The organism is Aurantimonas sp. C2-5-R2 (genome assembly GCF_036549495.1).
GTDB lineage: Bacteria > Pseudomonadota > Alphaproteobacteria > Rhizobiales > Rhizobiaceae > Aurantimonas > Aurantimonas coralicida_A.
This window is the reverse complement of sequence record NZ_JAZHLJ010000018.1, coordinates 12,197-33,292: the sequence shown is the minus strand read 5'-3', so window position 1 is coordinate 33,292 and position 21,096 is coordinate 12,197. Positions and strand designations below refer to the sequence as shown.

The 21,096-nt window shown below is 62.3% G+C and carries 21 protein-coding genes; all 21 read left to right on the top strand.

Features of this window, described 5'->3' with window-relative positions:
* The first annotated feature begins 3 nt into the window (after positions 1-3).
* The 21 genes from flgA to fliQ all read left to right on the top strand — a co-directional run bounded on the left by flgA (position 4) and on the right by fliQ (position 20,969).
* Positions 4-489, top strand: coding sequence for a flagellar basal body P-ring formation chaperone FlgA (gene flgA / locus VQ044_RS10565; protein ID WP_327647125.1), 486 nt, complete (start codon positions 4-6; stop codon positions 487-489).
* Complete coding sequence (gene flgI / locus VQ044_RS10560) at positions 486-1,667, top strand: flagellar basal body P-ring protein FlgI (protein WP_327647124.1); 1,182 nt, start codon at positions 486-488, stop codon at positions 1,665-1,667. Before flgA ends, flgI begins: the two co-directional genes overlap by 4 nt.
* Positions 1,667-2,260, top strand: coding sequence for a MotE family protein (locus VQ044_RS10555; protein ID WP_327623901.1), 594 nt, complete (start codon positions 1,667-1,669; stop codon positions 2,258-2,260). Before flgI ends, VQ044_RS10555 begins: the two co-directional genes overlap by 1 nt.
* Positions 2,257-2,961: a flagellar basal body L-ring protein FlgH gene (gene flgH / locus VQ044_RS10550; protein WP_327647121.1), complete on the top strand. Its 705-nt coding sequence runs from the start codon at positions 2,257-2,259 to the stop codon at positions 2,959-2,961. Before VQ044_RS10555 ends, flgH begins: the two co-directional genes overlap by 4 nt.
* Positions 2,962-3,162: 201 nt before the next feature.
* Positions 3,163-3,663, top strand: a complete 501-nt coding sequence (locus tag VQ044_RS10545) for a flagellar basal body-associated FliL family protein (protein WP_327623899.1) — start codon at positions 3,163-3,165, stop codon at positions 3,661-3,663.
* Positions 3,660-4,424: a flagellar type III secretion system pore protein FliP gene (gene fliP, locus VQ044_RS10540; protein ID WP_327623898.1), complete on the top strand. Its 765-nt coding sequence runs from the start codon at positions 3,660-3,662 to the stop codon at positions 4,422-4,424. Before VQ044_RS10545 ends, fliP begins: the two co-directional genes overlap by 4 nt.
* A 150-nt stretch (positions 4,425-4,574) precedes the next feature.
* Complete coding sequence (locus VQ044_RS10535; RefSeq protein ID WP_327647119.1) at positions 4,575-5,849, top strand: flagellin N-terminal helical domain-containing protein; 1,275 nt, start codon at positions 4,575-4,577, stop codon at positions 5,847-5,849.
* Positions 5,850-6,221: 372 nt separating this feature from the next.
* A complete protein-coding gene (locus tag VQ044_RS10530; RefSeq protein ID WP_327647118.1) occupies positions 6,222-7,490 on the top strand; it encodes a flagellin N-terminal helical domain-containing protein in 1,269 nt (422 codons plus the stop codon).
* Positions 7,491-7,701: 211 nt separating this feature from the next.
* Entirely contained in the window at positions 7,702-9,375 is a 1,674-nt protein-coding gene (gene fliF / locus VQ044_RS10525) for a flagellar basal-body MS-ring/collar protein FliF (protein ID WP_327647116.1), read from the top strand.
* Between the two features lie 3 nt (positions 9,376-9,378).
* The gene (locus VQ044_RS10520) at positions 9,379-10,218 is read left to right on the top strand and encodes a hypothetical protein (protein WP_327650919.1); all 840 of its coding nucleotides are present in this window, start codon (positions 9,379-9,381) and stop codon (positions 10,216-10,218) included.
* On the top strand, positions 10,215-11,420 hold the full coding sequence (locus VQ044_RS10515) for a MotB family protein (RefSeq protein ID WP_327647113.1): 1,206 nt from the start codon (positions 10,215-10,217) through the stop codon (positions 11,418-11,420). The genes VQ044_RS10520 and VQ044_RS10515 overlap by 4 nt, the downstream gene beginning before the upstream one ends.
* Positions 11,421-11,464: 44 nt before the next feature.
* Positions 11,465-12,739, top strand: a complete 1,275-nt coding sequence (locus VQ044_RS10510; protein WP_327647111.1) for a hypothetical protein — start codon at positions 11,465-11,467, stop codon at positions 12,737-12,739.
* Positions 12,740-12,891: 152 nt separating this feature from the next.
* Positions 12,892-14,295: a flagellar hook-length control protein FliK gene (fliK, locus tag VQ044_RS10505; protein WP_327647109.1), complete on the top strand. Its 1,404-nt coding sequence runs from the start codon at positions 12,892-12,894 to the stop codon at positions 14,293-14,295.
* Positions 14,296-14,598: 303 nt separating this feature from the next.
* The gene (locus VQ044_RS10500) at positions 14,599-15,270 is read left to right on the top strand and encodes a response regulator transcription factor (RefSeq protein ID WP_327623890.1); all 672 of its coding nucleotides are present in this window, start codon (positions 14,599-14,601) and stop codon (positions 15,268-15,270) included.
* A 165-nt stretch (positions 15,271-15,435) separates the two neighbouring features.
* Positions 15,436-16,695, top strand: a complete 1,260-nt coding sequence (locus VQ044_RS10495; RefSeq protein ID WP_327623889.1) for a flagellar hook protein FlgE — start codon at positions 15,436-15,438, stop codon at positions 16,693-16,695.
* A gap of 40 nt (positions 16,696-16,735) precedes the next feature.
* Positions 16,736-18,235, top strand: a complete 1,500-nt coding sequence (gene flgK, locus VQ044_RS10490) for a flagellar hook-associated protein FlgK (protein ID WP_327647108.1) — start codon at positions 16,736-16,738, stop codon at positions 18,233-18,235.
* A gap of 11 nt (positions 18,236-18,246) precedes the next feature.
* Complete coding sequence (locus VQ044_RS10485; protein ID WP_327623887.1) at positions 18,247-19,332, top strand: flagellar hook-associated family protein; 1,086 nt, start codon at positions 18,247-18,249, stop codon at positions 19,330-19,332.
* A 152-nt stretch (positions 19,333-19,484) separates the two neighbouring features.
* Positions 19,485-19,832 carry a flagellar biosynthesis regulator FlaF gene (gene flaF / locus VQ044_RS10480; protein ID WP_327623886.1) on the top strand — a complete coding sequence of 116 codons (348 nt, stop codon included), beginning with the start codon at positions 19,485-19,487 and terminating at the stop codon, positions 19,830-19,832.
* A gap of 2 nt (positions 19,833-19,834) precedes the next feature.
* The gene (gene flbT / locus VQ044_RS10475) at positions 19,835-20,290 is read left to right on the top strand and encodes a flagellar biosynthesis repressor FlbT (RefSeq protein ID WP_327623885.1); all 456 of its coding nucleotides are present in this window, start codon (positions 19,835-19,837) and stop codon (positions 20,288-20,290) included.
* Positions 20,290-20,694: a flagellar hook assembly protein FlgD gene (gene flgD, locus VQ044_RS10470; RefSeq protein ID WP_327623884.1), complete on the top strand. Its 405-nt coding sequence runs from the start codon at positions 20,290-20,292 to the stop codon at positions 20,692-20,694. Before flbT ends, flgD begins: the two co-directional genes overlap by 1 nt.
* A 5-nt stretch (positions 20,695-20,699) precedes the next feature.
* Positions 20,700-20,969 carry a flagellar biosynthesis protein FliQ gene (gene fliQ / locus VQ044_RS10465; RefSeq protein ID WP_327623883.1) on the top strand — a complete coding sequence of 90 codons (270 nt, stop codon included), beginning with the start codon at positions 20,700-20,702 and terminating at the stop codon, positions 20,967-20,969.
* Positions 20,970-21,096: the final 127 nt, after the last annotated feature.

The window sequence follows — 21,096 nt, the reverse complement described above, 5'->3', positions numbered from 1 at the left end:
TTCATGGCAACCACCCCTCGAGCCCTGTCATCCGGCCTTTTGGTGGCCACGGGTTTCGCCGCGTTTGCGGCACTGCTTGTTCCAATCCAGGGATTTGCGGCCGAGCTCGACCTTCCGGTTCCTGCGGCCGTCGTCTATCCGGGTCAAAGCGTTGTGGACCGGGGCATTTCCTACAAGGCCTATATCGTCAAGGACGAGAAGATCACGCTCTACGTCATCGAAGACGACATGCTGGCGGGGCAGGTGGCACGGCGCACTCTTCTGCCGGGCAAGCCGATCCTTCTGTCGGATCTCAAAACCCCGGACCTGGTGCGGGCCGGCGCGGCCGTGACGATGGTCTTCCGCGAAGGCGGGCTGATCATCACCGGCCTCGGCACGGCGCTGCGCTCGGCCGCCGAAGGCGAGATCGTGCGCGTGCGCAACGCCGACAGCGGTCTCGTCGTCTCCGGTATCGTCGAAGCCGACGGCAGCGTTCGGATCCACGGATGATCGTTCGGCTGCTCCTCGGGGTCCTCCTCATCGCCGCGAGCCTTCAGGGCACGTCGGCCGCCGACTATAGCGGCGCCGGCGGTCAGGCTGTGGCAAAGCTCCAGCATGTCCGTGGCAACCCGGCCGATGCGGCCGGCACCGTCCGCATCAAGGACATCGTCAATATTCGCGGCGTGCGGGCCAACCAACTCGTCGGTTACGGTCTCGTGATCGGTCTTCAAGGGACCGGCGATTCCATGCGCAACGCGCCATTCACCGAGCAGTCGATGCAGTCGATGCTCGATCGGATGGGTGTCAACATCCGGTCCCAGTCCTCGCGCAGCAAGAATGTCGCGGCGGTTACCGTGACCGCAGAACTGCCGGCCTTTATCGGCACCGGCTCGCGCATCGATGTCACCGTGTCCTCGCTCGGCGACGCCTCGTCGCTGATGGGGGGTACGCTGGTGATGACGCCGCTGTATGGCGCTGATGGTGAGATCTACGCGGTCGCACAAGGCCCGCTTGCGGTGAGCGGTTTTTCCACCCAGGGCGACAGCGAACGCCTGACCCAGGGCGTACCAACCACTGGCCGGGTCGCGAACGGCGCGCTTGTCGAACGGGAGGTGCCTGGTGCCTTCAACGATGACGGCCGATTGGCGATCGAGCTTTTCAATCCGGATTTCAAGACCGCGATCCGCGTCGTCGACATCGTCAACAACTATTCCGTCAATCGCTGGGGCGCGGCCGTCGCGCAGGAAGAGGACTTCCGTACGATCCATCTCAAGCGGCCCGCGAAGGTGTCGAGCACCCGTTTCATCGCCGAGATCGGTGATCTCAGGATCGAGCCCGACCAGGTGGCGCGGGTCGTTATCGATGAGCGGACCGGCACGGTCGTCATTGGCAGGGATGTGCAGATCTCCACCGTCGCCCTGACCCATGGCAATCTGACCGTCCGGGTCAGCGAACTGCCGGCCGTCTCGCAGCCTGAGCCCTTCTCGAAGGGGCAGACCGTGGTGACCTCCGAAACCATCGTCGACGCCCAGCAGAGTGGCGGGTCCTTCGCCTTCGTCGGCGGCGCCGATCTGGAATCCGTGGTTCGCGGCCTCAACGGTATGGGGCTGAAGCCGACGGGGATCATCGCGATCCTGCAGGGGATCAAGACGGCTGGTGCCTTACAGGCCGAACTCGTGGTGCAATGATGATTCAGACTTTCACGCGAACGGGATGGCGCGCTGCCTGGCTCGTCGTTTTCGCCCCTGCTCTGGCGCCGATCGGCTTCGCGCATGCGGCTGGAGCGCCCGAAATCCCACCTCAGGAAGTCCGAATCATCGGCGAGAGCGGTGACGTCGCCAAACGCAAAAAGCCCGCCAGTGAGGTCGAGAAGTACTGTCTCAATATCGCTGACAAGGCCCAGGACGCTCGCTACGCTTTGGAGCAGAAGCAATTGACCGAACTCGAAACCGAGATCGGCAAGCAGATCGACGCCCTCGAAGCCAAGCGGAAGGATTATCAGGAATGGCTGGCGGAGCGAAACCGCTTCCTCGACGGCGCATCCACGATCATCGTCGACATCTATGCCAAGATGAAGGCTGACGCTGCCGCCGCGCAACTCGCTCAGATCGACCGCGATTCCGCTGCCTCGTTGATCGCCCGGCTGAAATCGCGTCAGGCCAGCGACATTCTCAGCGCGATGCCGCCAGCCACCGCCGCCGAAATCACCAACTTGATCGTTCAAAAGACCTCCGCCGGTGGTTCGATGGACGAGAAACAGGTCGCGGAGAGCAAATCGTGAGAGCTTTGGCCGTTATTGCGCTCGCCGCCCTGGCCGGCTGCTCGACGACGCGCGAGGACGCGTTTCGCGAGCCGGCCCTGTCGCCGGTTGGCGCCGGGCTCTATGAGAATCCGCCGATCGTCGCCCAGCCGGCCGCGTTCCCGGCCGCCGGACCGCGCACACCGCATTCGTTGTGGAGCGACGAGCGTGCCGACTTCTACCAGGATCCGCGCGCCCTCGGCGTTGGCGATATCGTCACGGTGAAAATCCAGATCCGCGACCAGGCATCGCTCGACAACAATTCCGAGCGTTCGCGCAAGTCCGGCATCGACTCCGGGCTCGATCTGGCTGGAACTTTCGGCCAATACACACTGCCGACCGTTGGGGCGACATTGGGCGCCAACGGCAAGTCCGACATGGCCGGCAAGGGCAGGATCAAGCGGTCCGAGGACATCGATTTGTCGGTCGCGGCCGTGGTCGGCCAGAAGCTGCCGAACGGCAATTTGTTCATCAGTGGCCAACAGGAAATGCGGGTCAATTTCGAGGTCAGGGTGCTGTCGATCGCCGGCATCATCCGGCCCCGCGACATCCTGGCGAACAACACCATCGCATATGACAAGATCGCCGAGGCGCGGATTTCCTATGGCGGCCGCGGCCGCATTACCGAGGTTCAACAGCCCGGTTGGGGCCAGCAGATCTACGATATCGTCGCGCCTTACTGAGGCCTGCCGCCTTTCCGGAAAAGCCGCGGATCGGCCCGGGCAACCGGCGACTGTACCCCCGCAAGTCTCGCGACAGCCAGACCCGATATCGCTCGGTCGTCGGCAAAGGCATCGCCATGAGGGCGCTGCCGCCGACGCGTGAGTGGAGAGGGGTCGTCGCATGGTCGAGATCGGCACTTCCGGCAAAAACAAGACAGCGCCATGAAGGGTGACGGACTGATTCCGACCGTCGTGGTGGTGGTGATTCTGACTCTCGTCGCGGGCGGCGGCGGAGCGTTCCTCGGCAGTATGCTCGGCAAGTCCGGGGCATCGCCGGAGCAGAAAACTGAGCCTGCCACGCCGCCGGTCGAAACGGCAAACGAGGTCGACAGGGGCGATAGCGACCTGGCTACGGCGGAGCATGACGAGACGCCGCTCCGCCTGATTCCGCTAAAGCCGATCCTCACCAACATCTACGCGCCCCCGCGCACCTGGCTTCGCATCGAGGCTTCGCTGGTCCTGAAAGACGATGGCAGCGTCAACGCCGATGTCCTCGCCGCGGAGATCGAATCGGATACGCTGGCATTCCTGCGTTCGGTCCAGCTTGCCCAGATCGAGGGTACGCGCGGACTGCTTCATCTGCGCGAAGACCTGCGCGAACGGGCCCGCCTGCGCTCACCGGCGGTCATCGACTATCTCATCCAGACCATGGTCGCCGAATGAGACCGCTGCTCTTTCTTCTCGCCATTCTCTTCGCCACGCCGGCCTTTGCGCAAACCCCCGATCTATCCGGGCTGGCAGCTCTGATCCCTGCCGGGGATTCGAGCGCGTCGGGCCGCATCGTGCAATTGTTCGGCATCGTCACGATTCTGTCGGTCGCGCCGGGGCTTCTGGTGATGGTCACCTCCTTCACGCGTATCGTCATCGCGCTGTCGATCCTTCGCGCCGGAATTGGCTTGCAGACGACGCCGGCAAACCTCATCCTGATATCCCTGTCGCTGTTCATGACCTTTTTCGTCATGGCACCGACCTTCGACCGCGCCTGGAACGACGGTCTGCAACCGTTGTTGAACAACTCGATCAGCGAGGAGGACGCGTTCTATCGGATCACGGATCCGTTCAAGGACTTCATGCTGACCCAGGTGCGACCCGCGGATTTGGCGCTATTCGGAGACATTGCCGACGCGACCAGCCGCACGCGGGTCGAGCCGGCCGAGCAGGGGGCCGCCGACGAGCGCGACGTCGCATTGCGGGTTCTGATTCCGGCCTTCATGATCTCCGAGCTGCGACGCGGCTTCGAGATCGGCTTTCTCATCGTGCTGCCGTTCCTGGTGATCGACATGATCGTCGCGACGCTGACCATGTCGATGGGCATGATGATGCTGCCGCCCACGATCATCTCGCTGCCCTTCAAGATCCTGTTCTTCATCCTCATCGACGGTTGGAACATGCTTGTCGGATCGTTGGTTCGCTCGTTTTTTTAAACGCGCCGAACACACCCGGTCGGGACACATTTTCACAATTGGTTAACGTTAAGAACCTAGGTTAACCCGCGACGGTACCGAACATGATGACGCGGACCTTGATTTAGCAAAAAGCCCATGAAGGGCGACTGCGCCATTAAGGGTAATAGAATGACGAGTATCAACACCAACGTCGCCGCGATGACGGCTCTGCAGACGCTGCAGCAGACGAACATGGCTATGGACAATACCCAGAACCGGATCTCGACTGGACTTCGTGTCGCGGAGGCGAAGGACAACGCGGCGTATTGGTCGATTGCCACCGGCATGCGTTCGGACAACCAGGCCATGTCGGCGGTATCCGACTCGCTCGGCATCGGCGCGGCCACGGTCGACACCGCCTATACCGGCCTGGCCGCCGCTAAAGACGTGCTCAACGAAATCAAGGCCAAGCTGACGACCGCGACCAGTGATGGCGTCGATAGGTCCAAGGTGCAGTCGGAAATCACCGCGCTGCAGGAACAGCTGAAGACGATTTCCGATTCGGCGTCCTTCTCCGGTCAGAATTGGCTCAGCAACACGGCCGCGACCACGCAGAAGGAGATCGTTTCGTCGCTGTCGCGCGATGCCAGTGGCAAGCTCGCCGTCGGGTCGATCAAGGTCGACATCGTCAGTATCCGCCTCTTCGCCGCCAATGCCGGCATTCTCGACAAGACCATCGATATCGACCAGTTCGAGGCCGCGACCGGCACGTCGACGGTCGAGACCACCGCAGTCGATTTCGCCAACACCGACGACAAGATATCGTTCAGCATCTCGCAGAACGGCGCCGCTGGCCGCACGGTGGAAATTACCCAGGCAACCCTGACCGCCGCGGGTCTGGCCGGTACGTCCATCAAGTCCGACGGCGATCTCAAGGCAGTTTATGCGCAGGCGCTGCAGGACGCCGGCATTCAGGGTATCGATGTGTCGATTACCGCGGGCGCCTTGAGCTTCAAGTCGCTCGAGAGCTTTACGGTCAGCGCTGCGACATCCTCCGGGGCGAGTGGCCTCGCGGTCGCTGACCTCGGTCTTGCGGCGACGGACACCGCTGCCGCTGCCACCGGCACCTTCTCGACGGCCGTCAAAGACATCGACATCTCGGTGGCTGGCGTCACGTCGGGACAGGTACAGGCCTATATCCGGGTGGTCGACGAAGCGCTGTCGCAGGTTACCACCGCGGCATCCAGCCTCGGCGCCGTCCAGAACCGGGTGGAGATGCAGACGAACTTCGTCTCCAAGCTTATGGACACCATCGACAAGGGCGTCGGTGCTCTTGTCGATGCCGACATGACCGAGGAGTCGACCCGCCTCAAGGCGCTGCAGACCCAACAGCAGCTCGGTGTCCAGGCGCTGTCGATCGCCAACACCTCTACCCAGGCAATTCTGCAGCTGTTCCAAGGCTAACCCACCCCCAACAGCCATATCACTGCATGAAAGGGCCGCTCCGCAAGGGGCGGCCTTTTTCGTTGTTGGGCATGGTTCGATCCCTCCGTCGCCCTGGGTTCGCATATGCCGGATGCTACGCGCGTCGATGTTACTTTCCATTAACCATACTTGGTTGCGGTTGGTTAACCATAAGTCGAAGGAGTTTAGATCGAAGCGGAAGAGGTCGCGTTGCTTTAAGGAGCTGGAAGGAAATCGCCCGTTATATCGGAGGCATAGCGAAGTGGTCGGACGGGAAAATCAGACCACAGGCATGATGCCGACTCGCTATCCCGGCCAACCCGGACTGTCTCATCCCAATTTTGTATTCGCGTAACGGGAAGACACCCTACTATGACCAGCATCAACACCAACGCTTCCGCCATGACGGCTCTCCAGAGCCTTCAGATGATCAACTCCTCGCTCGACCAGACCCAGGCCCGCATCTCCACCGGCTATCGCGTCGGTGAGGCAAAGGACAACGCGGCTTACTGGTCGATCGCCACCACCATGCGTTCGGACAACCAGGCCATGTCGGCGGTCTCCGACTCGCTCGGCATCGGCGCGGCCACGGTCGACACCGCCTATACCGGTCTCACCGCCGCCAAGGATGTGCTCAACGAGATCAAGGCCAAGCTGACCACGGCAACCGGCGAAGGCGTCGACAAGGCCAAGGTTCAGTCGGAAATCACCGCGCTGCAGGAGCAGCTGAAGACGATCTCCGATTCGGCGTCGTTCTCCGGTCAGAATTGGCTCAGCAACACTGCCGCTGGCACGCAGAAGGAAATCGTTTCCTCGCTGTCGCGTGACTCTTCCGGGATGCTTTCGGTTGGTTCGATCAAGGTCGATATTGCCAACATCCGGCTCTTCTCCGCCAATGCCGGCATTCTCGACAAGACCATCGATATCGATCAATTCGCCGCGGCAACCGGCACCTCGACGGTTGAGACGACGGCAGTCAGCTTCGGTAACGACAACAAGATATCGTTCAGCATCTCGCAGAACGGCGCTGCCGGTCGTGCGGTCGAGATCACTCAGGCGACTTTGACGGCGGCCGGCCTTGCCAGCAGCACGATCAAGTCCGACAGCGACCTGACAGCGGTTTACACGCAGGCTCTGAAGGACGCCGGCATCCAGGGCATCGACGTGACGATCACTGCAGGCGCAGTGAGCTTCAACTCGCTCGAGGACTTCACGGTCAGCGCCGCGACCGCTTCCGGCGCGACTCCGCCCACCGTGGCCTCCCTTGGTCTGGCCGCTGCCGATACAGCTGCCGCCGCAACCGGCTCGTTCTCGACCAGCGTCACCGCCATCGACATTTCGACGGGTGGCGTGACGTCCGGCCAGGTCCAGGCCTACATCCGGGTTGTCGACGAGGCACTGTCGCAGGTCACCACCGCGGCATCCAGCCTCGGCGCCGTGCAGAACCGCATCGAGATGCAGACGAACTTCGTCTCCAAGCTCATGGATACCATTTCCAAGGGCGTCGGTGCGCTCGTTGACGCGGACATGACCGAAGAGTCGACCCGTCTCAAGGCGCTGCAGACGCAGCAGCAGCTCGGTGTTCAGGCGCTGTCGATCGCCAACTCCTCCAGCCAGTCGCTGCTCTCGCTCTTCCGGTAAACCTCCGCCGGAAATAGACAGCAGGACATCTGAACGGGTCCGGCCATCAAGGCCGGGCCCGTTTTCGTTTGTCCGCAGCCCTGCGGCTGCCCGGACGTAACCGCTGCGGAGAGGGCGTTAACCTTTCGTTAACCGTGGTCTCGCGCAAGCTTCGGTCGGCATGGTCCGGCCGATCGCATTTCGTGCCACCGGAAAATCGTAGGGTTACTTCATGGCGCTCGCCATTAACGGACAAACTCAGCAGCTTTTCAGCAGTCTCTCCTCTCTCGGCCCGAGAAAACTATCGGCTCTCGGCCTCGTCGGGTTTCTCGTCATCGCGCTCGTCGGCCTTGGCAGCTACTATTTGTCCCGTCCCGACATGGAGACGCTGTATTCCGGCCTCGATCGGACTGATGTGACCCGGATCGGCGCGGCCCTGACCGAGGCTGGCATTTCCTTCGACGTCAGTGCCAAGGGAGACGCCATTCTGACGCCTTTCTCGCAGACAGCTCCGGCGCGCATGCTGTTGGCCGAGAAGGGATTGCCGCGCTCTGAAAACGCCGGCTACGAACTCTTCGACAATCTCGGGTCGATCGGCCTGACCTCCTTCATGCAGGAAATCACCCGCGTCAGGGCGTTGGAGGGGGAGATCGCCCGCACCATCCAGACCCTGAGAGATGTCCGCGCCGCGCGTGTCCACATTGTCCTGTCGGACGAGGGTTCGTTTCGACGCGAGCAGCGCAAGCCGTCGGCCAGTGTGGTCATCCGTACCGACAGCTCGCAGGATTTCGGCTCCGCTCAGGCGATTCGCTCGCTGGTCGCATCGGCCATTCCCGGCATGACGCCTGGCGAGGTGACGGTGCTCAACGCCGATGGCACACTGCTCGCATCGGGGGACGATGCCGCGTCCGCTGCGCCCGGCAAGCTGCTCGGCATCGAGAGCGTGGTGTCGAAGAGCGTCGAGGAATCGATCCGGCGTACGCTCGCGCCCTATCTTGGCATCGGCAATTTCCAGAGCAGCGTCTCGACAAGCCTCAACACCGACCGCAGGCAGGTGAGCGAGCGGATTTTCGATCCCGAGAGCCGAGTGGAACGCTCGACGCGCAGTATCCGTGAGACGGCGCAGAGCCAGGATTCGACGAACCAGGCCCCCGTGGGGGTCGAGCAGGACGTTCGTGCCGCAGACGAGACGGCGACGGGGACGGGCGAAAAATCGGTGGACGAAAAGGACCGGCGCGAGGAGCTCACGAATTACGAGATTAACGAGAAGACGATCTCCACGACCAGCGACGGCTATGAGATCGAGCGCCTGTCGATCGCCGTTGTCATCAACCGTCAGCGTATCTTGGAAGCGATCGGCGAGAACGCGACGGATGATCAGGTCGATGCGCGCATCGGTGAGATCGAGTCGCTCGTCGCTTCGGCCTCGGGCTTTTCCAGCGAACGCGGCGACCAGCTCAAGGTGACCGCCGTCGATTTCCTCGACACCGGCAGCGCGCTCGAGCCGATCCCCTCACCAGGGTTCGGCGAGATGTTCATGCGGCAGTCCGGTACGCTGATCAATGCGCTGACGATCCTTGCCGTCGCCGTGCTGCTCATCTGGTTCGGCTTGAAACCCGCGATTCGAGCGATCGTCGCGATTCCGCCGGCCAAGGACGAGAACGAGGTCGATCCCTTCGACTCGCCCAATACCGACCTTTTGAACAGCCTGAACTTCGACGTCGGCGCCGCACCAGTTTCCGACGATATAGCTCAGATGGTCGGGATGGACCCGGCCTATCTTGAGGATTTGACCCGCAACCAGGCGACGTCGCCAAAGGCGCGTCTCGAAAAGCTCGTCGATTTCGACGAGGAGCACGCGGCGCAAGTTCTCAAGCAGTGGATACACCAAACACAGGCGGCGTAATACATGCTCCCTCTCGCGCACTACCTCCCGGAATTCGACGCGGACGACGGAATGCCATTCGAGAGTCTGGCGCCCGTGGATCGCCAGAGCAAGCCGACCTTCGAACATCCGATCCTGGTTGCCAGCCGCGATGTCGAGACGGGGACTGCCGTCCCAGTCATTTCATCGCCTATTCCGGAGATCGTCGAGGTCGATGAGGTCGACGAGCTGGTCCTGCCTGAAGCAGGGATGCCCGACCTGACGGGCGAGGCGCATTGGCCGGCGACGGACATGCCGGAGTCGCTGGACTCCGGCGACGGAACCGACGCCTTGCCGGACATGGACGCGGACGTCGACGGCGCCGAAGAGCCCGATGACGGGCGCCTCGCGTTGCAGGCGGAAATGGATGCAGCGATAGAGGCCGCCCGGGCCGAGGAACGCGAGTTGGCCGAAGTGGCCCAATCCGCTGCGATCGAGGCGGCGCGCGCCGAGTGGGCGACGGCCGAAGGCGAGCGGCTTGCGACACTATTTTCAGGTCGGCTCGACCGTATCGAGATGGTCGTGCGGACCACCTTGGCCTCCGTATTGAGACCAATCGCCGTCAATACCCGCCGGCGGCAAAGCGTTCTGGAACTTGCCGATGCCACCCGCATGCTGATCGGAGACGGCAAGGCGTTGTCGGTTCGCGCGACCGGTCCCGCCGATCTCCTCACGGCCCTTGAGGAAGCCTTGGGCGCCGGTAGCGACTTCGTGACGTGGCAGAGCGACGAGACCCTGGTCGACGTTCGGATCGAGTGCGACCAGACCGTCATCGAGTCGCGTCTGCAAGGCTGGCGCGCGGCGCTGGAAGAGGCCCTCGCGTGAGCGATCAGTCCGGGGCGGGGCATCTCGAGCGCCAGGAAATCATTATCGTCCGTCGCCGGGCCCACACCGAGGAGGCGCATCACGGTGGCGTCTGGAAAATCGCCTTCGCCGACTTCATGACGGCGATGATGGCGTTCTTCCTGGTTATGTGGCTGACCAACGCCTCGGACGACGCGACACGCAAGCAGGTCGCGCAGTATTTCAACCCGATCAAGCTGAATGATGCCTCGCCGGCGAGCCGGGGTGTCGAGAGCAAGGACGACGGCGCCTCGCGGGACGCCAACGACCAGGGGCAAAGCCGCGCCGAGACCAATGGCGACCCTAACGGCATGCCGCTGGCGGGCGATCAAACCGGCGGCGAAGAGCAGGCGTTGTTCCGCGATCCTTACGCGGTTTTGGCCGAGATTGCCGCGGAGAGCGTCTCCAGCAATTCCGGCAAACTCGAGGGCAAGCCCGATGGATCGGGCCTGCCCGGGCTCAATGGCGGCGATGCCTATCGCGATCCGTTCGACCCCGCGTCGTGGCAGCTCACGCCCAACACCGTGGAAAGCGGCGGGCAGACCGAAGCGCAGCCACCGGCCGAATTCCAGACTGCGGTTCTGCCGCCAGAAAATTCGGCGGCGGGCGATCTGGCCGAACAGGACATCGCTCCTGTGGAGGACGTGGCCGATGCGGCACCGGACGAACAGGTCACTCCCGGTGAGCCGGCCGATCCGACAGACGGCGCCGATGCGGCGTCCGAGCACGCGACTGCGATCAGGTCGGAGATCGAGGCGGAACTGGCCAAGTCGGGGCAGGCTTTGCCGCCCAATATCGAAGTAACTGCCGGGGAGGGCGGCGTGACGGTCTCCCTCGCCGACGATCTCGCAACCGGCATGTTTCAGATCGGATCGGCCAAGCCGACGCCGGAGGCCGTGGCGATGATGGAGAAGATCGCAGCGGTCCTTGCCCGGCGCGACGGCGACGTCGTCATTCGCGGTCACACCGACGCGCGTCCGTTCCACAGCGCCGAATACGATAATTGGCGCCTATCCACCGCGCGGGCCCATATGGCCTATTACATGCTGACCCGCGGCGGTTTCGACGAAACCCGTATCAAATCGATCGAAGGTGTGGCGGACCGCGATCCGAAATATCCCGACGATCCGGAAGCTGCCGGCAATCGGCGGATCGAGATCCTGCTGATCGAGCCGGTCGCGTGAACTGGCGGTTTGCTCGATGTCTTGGAAGGACGGTTGCGGCGGTCTTGATCGCTGCGGCATCGGCCGCTGTCGCCGAGCCGACGGCGTCGCCGACCGCGGTGGTCCAGCCGGATGCTGAAGCGGCCGCAACGCGGGTCCGTGCAGCGGGCGAGGCGGCCAAGTCGGCGGAAATCGCGGTTGCGGCTCAGGACGAGGAACCCGCCGATCCGGAGGCATCGAAATGGCCGCGCGAACGCGCCCCGATGCCATACGAGATCGTCCGGTCGCTTCAGTTCCTCCAAGATCAAGTGGCGCGTGGCAACGGGCCAGCGATCCGCGTGCAGTCGATGCTGCTGAGGCGTTACGGTCCGACCTTCCTCGGACTGAAACCGGAAACCTGGGAGGATCCGCGCAATCGGCGTGCCGCGGCGCTGTTCGTCCTCAGCGGTGGACCGCCGTCCGTGCTGCGGGGAATCCTGGCACGGGTGACCCTTGCGCCAGAAGATCGCCCGTTGCTTGAAGGGGCGCTGGCCTATGTGGAGAACCGCAGCGCGGATGCCGAGAAAAAACTATCCGTAGTTGATTTGACCCACGTGGAGAGTGGCCTTGCGGCTCAGGTCAATCTGGCAGTTGCCCAATTGCAGCAGGCGGACAAACCGGCAGAAGCGCTGCGGCGTCTTTCCCAGGTCATGTTGGTCGCGCCAGGAACCTTGCTGGAGGAGGCGGCGCTCCGTATGGGCGTTTTGCTCGCCGAGCAGACCGGGGACCCGGAAGCCGCGGACCGCTACGCTCGGCAATATTTCGATCGCTTTTCCGCCTCCGCTTACGCGGGTAATTTTCGCGCTCGCTTCGCCGCAGTGTATGCCGCCCGACCGGCGGGAACGGAGGATGCGGTCATCGCGACGATTGCCGACGCGACAGCGACGATTCCGCGCTTGGAACAACTCGGTATCTATCTGGCTGTCGGACGGCGGGCCCTGGTGGCCGGCAATCTGACGCTGGCGAACAAGGCAGCGGCGAAGGCGCTGACCTATGACGAAGCCGGGGAGGGCGAGCGCCAGCGGGCGCTGCTCTACGAGGTCGCGTCGACATTGACGGAACGCGACTTCGCCGAGGTGAAGGCAACCCTCGAGGCCATAGATCCGGACGCTCTGCACCCCGCAGACCGCGAGCTTCGCAACGCCGCTATGGATGTGCTGAGCGAAATGCGCAAACCTATGGTTGCCGGCATCGTCGGCACTGAGGCTCCGCAGGAGGCCGCGACGCTGTCGCCGATTCTCGCGCGGGGCGCGGCGATCCTCGACGCTGTTCGCGACGATTTGAAAAAGGCTGCACCATGACCGCCCCCATACTCGCCCATACCGAATCACAGTCGCTCAATGCACAACGACCCGCCGGCAGGGGAGCGGGAAGCCAGGCCGGTTCCGGTGAAAGTTTTCAGTCGGCGGTGGACGCCGCGGGGAAAATGGGAGGCCGCGACCCACGGGATGTCGTGAGCAAGGATGGTCAGGATCCGCATGTCGACGCGAATGGGCACGGTGATCCCAGCGAGACGGAAGTTGAAACGGCCCTCGCCAAACTTCTGGGCGAGTTCGATCAGACGAAACGGGCCGGCACCAGCCTTGAAACGCCCCCCTCCGACCAGCAAAAGAGTGAAGACGTCTCGCCGCTCACACTTCTGGTGAACCATGCGCTGGGGACCCGCTCCGACAGCGGCCGGGCCCACGCCCTAGCGAAACCGGACGGGGTTCCGGCAACGGCCCCCGACCGAGCCGCCCACGCCTTGGCGAAACCGGACGGCATTCCGGCCACGGACTTCGACCGGGCCGCCCGCGCACTGCCGAAACCGGACGGCGCGCCGACAACGGCCCTCGATCGGTCGAACCTGATGTTGAAAACCGTCGCGGTCCCCCATCAGGCCGAAGTGGCGGTCAGGCTGCTTGGTGGCAGCGTAGATGGTCGTCCGAATCCTGCTCGGGTTGACCTCGTCTCCATGCGCACCGATTTTCAACCGGCGGATACTGTCGCGCTCGACGGTCAGGTGCGCTCGGTCGGCCCGGCCCTCAGGGCGTCCGGTTTCGGACGTCTTCTGGCGTCCACCGATGCGCCAGTCGAGATGAATCGCACCGACGGAGCCGAGGCGTCCGGCGATGCGGACGGCCAGGAAGATGGCGAGGCGACACGGTTGCGCGGTGTTTCCGAGACGGGATCGGCCGATAGAAACATCCGGGTCTCTGGAAAAGGCGGCAAGGGCCCACCGGATGGCGGGATGGCGACCGCTACCGGGGCCTGGGGTGTCGACAATTCGAACGCCGATACGGCGGTCTTCAATGATCCGGCGGCAGGCGGACGGCCGTCTCGTCAGGTCGCGTCCGCCGTCACCAGCGCCTTGGCCGATCTTCGGCCGGCTCCGGGGACCGCCGGCGATGACGGGCGACTGCATCTGCGAGCTGGAGGTGCCGCGCTGAAGACCATCCAGATTCAGCTGCAGCCGGAGCAACTCGGCAAGCTCGACGTCACCATGCGGTTAGTGAACGGGCAATTGGCGATTCATCTGGTTGCGAGCAAGGCCGAGACGGCACTTCGCTTGAAAGATGACGCCGAGGGCCTGAAGACACTGCTTTCCAAGGCGGGCTTTACGGTCGACGAGGCGGCGATCAGCATCGCGGTTCGTGATCCTGCGACCCAGCGCTCGCCGTCGGCATCGCCATCCGCCAATGCCGGGACTGGCGGTGAAGGACGCGCAGGTGACGGTTCCGCGGAAAACGGGCGGTTCGAACATCGTCAGTCCTCGCGCGAAGGACGAGAAGGCGGACGGGAGTCAGGGTCACCGGCGTCGACGCCGGCTGCATCCCCGATCGCTCGGCGCAATCTCGACCCCTCGACTTACCTCTAGTCCGAAAGATCGGCCCCTCGGCTCGATCCCCGCATGAGGGAATCGGTCGGCCGGGGAGGATATATCAGCAATTTCTCCGATCGGCGGCGATAGGTGGTCGGCCAAGTATTCGATATCGCAGGCTTTTTTCGCGAATGGCGACCATTAAGGTTTTGTTTACGAAAAAAATTCCTGAGTCGGATTCGATACTTAGCCGAAAATCGGGCAGGATGGTTAACGGACTACTAAATTTCAGGATAGGCGCAAGACTCGGGTCAGGTTAGGTCTTTGTTCATAGACATAACGTCGAGGCCGGAGGGAAATATGATCGTTGTAGTCGACAATCGTGAGCTTGTTACGAGTGGCTACCAGTCCTTGTTTGGACGCGAGGGCGTTTCGGCGGCCGGTTTCCATGCGGATGAATTCCGCGAGTGGGTGGAGACGGCGCCTGAATCGGATATTTCCGGCGTCGAAGCCTTCCTTCTCGGAGATTTCGACGAGCGCAAATTCTGCCCGCGTCTGATCCGCTCTCGTTCCAATGCGCCGATGATCGCGCTGTCCGAAAGCCGCAATCTGGACGGTACGCTCGATCTGTTCGCGGCCGGGGTCGACGACGTTGTCGCCAAGCCGGTTCATGTGCGGGAAATTCTGGCCCGGGTAGGCGCCATTCGTCGCCGCGAAAGCGCCGAGGATACGGGCACGGTGGTCGGAGAAATCGCTGTCTACCAGGATGGGCGAGACGCCGATGTTGCCGGTAAGCCCATGGCGCTGCCGCGGCGCGAGCGCCGCATCCTGGAATATCTGGTCTCCAACCGCGGTCGTCGCGTCTCCAAGCAGCAATTGTTCAGCGCGATCTATGGCATCTTTGACGAGAACGTCGAGGAGAACGTCATCGAGAGCCATATTTCCAAGCTTCGCAAGAAGCTAAAAATGCGCCTTGGTTATGACCCCGTCTCGTCGAAGCGCTATCTCGGCTACGGGATTGGGGTTGAGTAAGGTCGAATTGGTTTCAAAAGTATTAACGGACAAAGGCTCTGCCAATATATTTGGCAGAGCTTTTTCTTTTTCGAATGTTATTTAAACGGAAGTTTCACAATCAGGTCGACGCAAGCTTCGCTCCCTATTCATGGCCGCCAAGTCATGGACATGGAGTAACGGACGATGAGCATAAACGGCGTCTTCAGAACGAGCGTCTCGGGGATGAACGCGCAGGCTAACCGCCTGTCGGTCGTCTCCGAAAACATCGCCAACGCCAGCACCGACGGCTATAAGCGCGGCTCCACGGAGTTTTCTTCGCTGTTGGTTGCGAACAGCGGCAACGAATACAACTCGGGCGCTGTTAAAACCCAGATTCGTCAGTTGATCAGCCAGCAGGGCGCCGTCTCGGCGAGTTCGTCGGCTAGCGATCTGGCGATCCAGGGAGATGGTTTCTTCGTCGTTCAAGACGCGGCCGGTCGTGATTTTTATACCCGCGCCGGTTCTTTCGTCCAGCGCACCGAGGCCGAATCCAACAAGACTTACCTCGTGAATTCAGCGGGCTTTCGGCTGACCGGAACGTCGCTGGCGAGTGGCCAGACCGAACCGGTCGTGCTGCCGGTCGGCAAGCTGATGGCGCCCTCGGCAACGACGGCGGCCGACCTTTCTTTGCAGTTCCCCGCTTCGGCAACCGCCGTCGGCGCTGTCAACACACCTGCTGACAATGCCGCCGACAGCGTCTTCAGCAAGAAGCTGTCGCTCGTCGTTTACGATAATGTCGGCCGGGAGAGAACGCTCGACGCGTATTTCACCAAGACCGCGGGCGACCCATCGACCGACAGCACGTGGGAAGTCACGATCTACGATCGCGCCCAGTCGACCGGTGGCGGTTTTCCCTATGCCGGGACGCCCTTGACGAAGATGACCCAGGATATCGTTTTCGATAGGACAAACGGTCTTCCCGTCACTGCCCCCGCGGCTGGTACCATGACCCTGTCGGACGGGGCCGTCGTCGCGGTCAATTTCGGCGAGATTACCGAGTATGCCACTGACTTTAGCGCAAAGCTGAATGCAAACGGCAACCCACCCGGCGTCATCAGCGAGTTCGCGTTTACCGACGAAGGACAGATCAGCGGGGTTCTGTCCACCGGCAGCGTCATCCCACTCTACCAATTGAACCTCGCGCGGTTCCAGAGTCCGGATCAACTCGCCGCAGCTTCCGGCAATGTCTACAGCGCCACGTCGAATTCGGGAGCTGCCGAAATCGGAACTCCGGGCGGCAACGGCTTTGGCGGCCTTTTGTCCGGGGCGATCGAGCAGTCGAACGTCGATCTGGCTACCGAACTTACGGATATGATCGAAGCTCAGCGAAGTTACAGCGCCAATTCGAAGGTGTTCCAGACGGGTTCGGAAATCCTCGACGTACTCGTCAATCTGAAGCGCTGAGCCACACCCGGCCGGCGTCCCCCAAGGACTTTTCCACGTCATGTCGCTTCTTACCGCATTCTCGAACGCGCGCTCCTCGCTGGGAAGCCTCTCGGCGCAGTCGGCGCTCGTCTCACGCAACATTACCAATGCCGACAATCCATCGGCAACGCGGAAATACGCCACTCTAGGCACCGGCCGGCAGGGCGGTGTTCAGATCCTTTCGGTCGCCCAATCCCGCGATCAGGCGCTTTTCCGTTCGTTGGTCACCTCGAATTCGACGGAAGGCGCCGTCGAGGTGACCGCGAACGCGCTCGACCGAATCCGGGACGTGATCGGGGATGTCGACGCGTTCGATTCTCCGGCGGCATCGCTCGTCGGGCTTCAGAACGCCTTGTCGCAACTCGCCGTCACGCCGGAAAGTCCGCCCTCCGCCGAGGCCGCGATCTCCGCCGCCAAGGACATGGCCAGCAGCCTCAACCGCGCAAGTTCGGCGGTCCAGAACATGCGGAAGGATGCCGATACGCAGCTTGCCCAAGCTGCGGCCGCCATGACCAAGCTTCTTGCCGAGCTCGAAACGGTCAACAAGCGGGTGACGGTCGGCACGGCTACCAATGCCGACATCACCGATTTCGTGGATCGACGGGACCAGATCGTTTCCGAATTGTCGGGATATGTCGGTCTCAACGTGCAGATGCGGGCTGGGAACGACCTTGTCCTGACGACCGACTCCGGCATCACCTTGTTCGAAACGACGGGGCGTCCGATCGATTTCACGCCATCCCCCGCCTATAGCGCGACCGTCAGCGGTGGCGCGTTCAAGATCGACGGGGTCAGCGTCTTCGGTCCCTTGGCGCCCATGCCGATCAAGGGCGGCAGCGTCTTCGGTCTGTTGCAGCTGCGCGACGAGACCGCCATCACGTTCCAGGGACAGCTCGACGCGCTGGCATTCGCACTCGTCGACAGCTTTGCCGAGACCGAGCAAAATCCCGCTCCGCCCCCGGCCGTGCCGGACACAAATCGTTATGCCGGGCTGTTCACCGCCACGGGCATGACCACCGTGCCGGGCTCGTCCGCGGCGACCGTTGGCCTTGCCGGACTGATCAAGGTCGCTGCCGGAGTGGACAATACCGTCGGCGGTGACCCGATGCGCCTCAGGGACGGCGGAATTTCCCACGCGGGCCAACCCGACGAAGCGCGGTTCGTCTACAACTCGAAGGGCGCGGGCGGGTTCACCTCCCGGATAAACGACCTCGTCGCCCAGTTTTCAACGACGCGAAGCTTCGACATCACGCTCGGAGCTGGTGGTACCGGAACGCTAGGCGACTACGCCGCCGCCTCCATGGGATGGCTCGAGAGCCGCCGTGCCGAAGCGACTGCGGATGTCGATTACGGCAAGGTGCTTCTCGCCCAGACCCGGGAGACCCTGTCGAACCGGACCGGGGTCAACCTCGATGAGGAAATGACCCGACTTCTCGATCTCGAACGGTCCTACCAGGCATCGAGCAAGCTGATCTCCACCGTCGGTCAGATGATCGATGCCCTCCTTGCGATTGCCTGATCGGAGACACGATGTCGAATTTTCTCGTATCCAGCTATTCGCTTTCCACGGCCCCTCGCTCGTCTGTTTCCAGAATTCAGGCCGACCTCCAGATCGCACAGAAGGAGGTCACGACGGGGCGCTTCGCCGATGTCGGGCTGGCGCTTGGGGTTCGGACCAGCCAGGCGATCTCGCTGCGCGCCGAATTTCAGAGCACGAACCGTTTGCGCGAGGCCAATGGCCTGATCAGTCAACGTTTCGACGTCATGCAGTCTGCCATGACGTCAATGGCCGCGACCGCAGACGCGTTCATGAGTTCGTTGATCGGCAACGGAACCAGTACGCCGGGCGTTTCAGCCACGGTTCAACAAGCGGCCGCCGGTCTCCAGCAGTTGATGGCAGCATTGAACAGTTCGACCGGATCGCGCTTCCTGTTCTCGGGGGCGGCCACGGAGAAGCCGCCCATTGCCTTTCAGGCGGTCGGGGGCGGCGACACTCGTACCTATGAGGACAACTCGACCGCAAAGCAGGCGACGGCCGATGCGTTCCTGACGAAGTTTGGGTTCAACCAAAATGATCCGGCGGTGGAAACGATCAGCGCCGCGGATCTGGGCGATTTCATCGACACCGAGTTCGAGGATCTGTTCGCGCTTGCTCCAACCGCCGGTCTGGGATGGGGCAATTGGTCAAACGCGGATGGCACGCCCGTCTACAACGTCATCAATGGCGAAAGCCAGATCAATGTCAGCTACGCGGCCGATGCCGCCGCGTTCCGTAACATTACCAAAGCTTACGTGATGCTGGGCGACCTTGGCGCTCTCGGAATGAACGAGGAGGCACGTCAGCTTGTCACAAGCCGGGCGGTCGAAAGTCTGAGCCTGGGATTGTCACAGTTGAAGACGATGCAAAGCGAGATCGGTGCCAGCCAAGCTCGCCTGGATCGAGCCGACCAGTCGCTGAAAGGCCGCAGCACCGTTCTGAACATGTCGATCACTTCGATTGAGGAGGTTGACCCATACGAAGCTTCGACGCGGGTAACCAATTTAATGAACTTGCTGGAGTCTTCCTATGCGCTGACCGCGCGGATCTCGCGCCTCAGCATCTTGAACTACCTGTAGGGACGGAGGCGGGCGCCCGGATCTGATGACCCGGGATGCAACAAGAAAATTCGGCGGGATAGGGGTTCCGGCTCGCTGCTCGCAAGAAAAGACAGATCGCAAGACCCGGTTCGGCGCGAATGCGTCATCCGGGTGGGCAACAAGGGGTTGGAATGTATCAGTTCTCTTACGCGGAAGTGGCTCAAGACGTCGAAGTCGATGCCCGCGATCGTGAGCGCCAGGCACTCGATCATTCGATCGCGCTGCTCAAGACCGCCGAGGCCAACGGCCCGCGTTCGCGCGATGCCATCGAGGCGATCTACACCACCCGAAGCCTGTGGGCGATCCTCGTCGAGGATCTCGCGAGTGCCGAGAACGGCCTGCCGGACGAACTCCGAGCCGAACTGATTTCGGTCGGTTTGTGGATCATGCGCGAAGCCGAAGACATCCGGATCGGGAAGTCCCAGAATTTTAAGGGCATCATTGAGATCACCACGCTGATCCGCAACGGGTTGAACTGAGGATGGCAACGCTTCGCATCACGCTGCGGGCTGGCGAACGCATCTTTGTCAACGGCGCAGTTCTGAAGGTTGATCGCAAGACCACGCTGGAATTTCTCAACGACGTCACCTTTCTGCTCGAGAGCCATGTAATGCAGGCCGAACAGGCCACGACACCGCTGCGCCAGCTCTATTTCATCGTCCAGATGATGCTGATGGATCCGAACAGCGCCGCCGCCGCGCGCCAACTGTTCGGCAAGACCCTGGAGAGCATGCTAGGAACCTATCAAAACAGCGACATTGTCGATGGTCTCGCCGAAATTGAGGGTTTGATCGAACGGGAACGGGCGTTCGAGGCGTTGAAACGCCTGCGCACGCTTATCCCGATCGAGGACGATATCCTGCGGGTTATAACGGCATCGCCTGGGCCAGCCCGTACCAAGACACCCGAACTGCGGCTTGCCGCCGGAGGCTTTTGATGAGTATTGGCGCCGTCACCTCGACCCCACCTGCATCCGCCAGCGCGAGCCTTACCGCCGCGTCCAGCAAGAACGGCATGGATTACGACGCGTTCCTGAAGCTGCTGGTTGCCGAGATGTCGAACCAGGACCCGCTCAATCCCACGGATTCGACCGAATACATCGCGCAGTTCGCGAGTTTCGCCGGTGTCGAGCAGTCGATCAAGACCAACAAGAAGCTGGATTCGCTAATGATGGTGTCGGCGCTAACACAGGCGAATTCGCTGATCGGACGGACCGCGACATCGGCCGACGGGACGATCTCGGGCACGGTTGCCGCTGTGCGCGTCGTCGAGGGCGGCGTCGAGGCCCTACTCGAAGATGGCCGGACATTGCCTCTCGCTCCCGGCCTGACGGTGGAGTAGACCAAATGAACCAAGCTGACGCTCTCGACATCGTCCAATCCGCCGTCTGGACTATCGTTACCGCCTCTGGCCCGGCGGTGGCCGCCGCCATGGGCGTCGGCGTGGTGATCGCCTTGTTCCAGGCGCTGACCCAGATCCAGGAAGTGACGCTCACCTTCGTTCCCAAGATCCTGGCGATCTTCGTCGTGATTGCGCTGACGGCTTCCTTCACCGGAGCGCAGGTCTACGCATTCACGCAGGAATCCTATTCCCGTATCGAAAACGGCTTCAACTGACCAATTCGCCGGCTGGGCACGCGCCCCGGTGGCGGACGCCAGCCTTGAGCAATCTTCGTCTGCGACGAACGGAAAGCCGGGCAACGGTGTAAGGTGGTCGTGACGATCGCCACGCATCTCCCGGCTG